The following is a 682-nucleotide window of genomic DNA, read 5'->3' on the forward strand; positions in this document are numbered from 1 at the left end:
CCGAGTTGCTCACTGTAACCTAAGGAGCGGGCGATATATTTTGCTTCTTCGAGGTTTCGAATGAAGTAATCTGCGCTGTTGCGGCGCAACACTAAATGAAACATCTGTATTGCTTTATTGACGTAAAAGCGCGGGAATGCGTCGATCGGCAGATTCACTTCCTCCCACGAATCGGCTACGTCTGGCCCCTCTGTTGCCATGATGAAGTCCCCAAGCGCTCTAAAGCTTGGAAGACGCGCTAGCTCTGCGCTTCTGGGATTATTTTTGTTGTATATCACGTAGCTGTAGTCCATGACATACGTGGGTCGTTCGCTAAAAAGTAGGTATTCTTGGCGCGATTTTGAAGGGTAGGTTAATAGGCCATCTACTGTTGCCTTCTTCGCCATTAGCTTGGCTCTAGGCCAGGGGAGCCGCATCCAATTGAATGTTGTCAATGCGATTGAATACTGCGGAAGCGAGCTCGGGCAACAATCCTTGTGCTGCGATACCATCCTTTGACCATGAGGTCGGCGGATCTCCATCCGAAAACGCAATGCTTACGTTTATAGGCTTGCTTGCGAGCTGATTCTCAGCTTGTGCAAGATTCGAGAAAGCGAAAAGTGCTAATAGTGCTAATAAAGTTAGGTAGACAGGAGTAAGTACTCTCCAGTTCGTGAACCGTTTTACTTCTCTATGTCGGTTC

The 682-nt window shown here is 47.9% G+C and carries 2 protein-coding genes; both read right to left on the reverse strand.

Annotated features, from left to right (window positions below; all coding sequences use genetic code 11):
* On the reverse strand, nucleotides 1-386 hold a 386-nt coding region (locus A3750_RS16635), incomplete at its 3' end, for a hypothetical protein (protein WP_156498662.1).
* Between the two features lie 10 nt (nucleotides 387-396).
* Nucleotides 397-682: hypothetical protein (locus A3750_RS26935; protein ID WP_231871854.1), on the reverse strand; the 286-nt coding region annotated here is incomplete at its 5' end.

The organism is Oleiphilus sp. HI0079, from assembly GCF_001635105.1.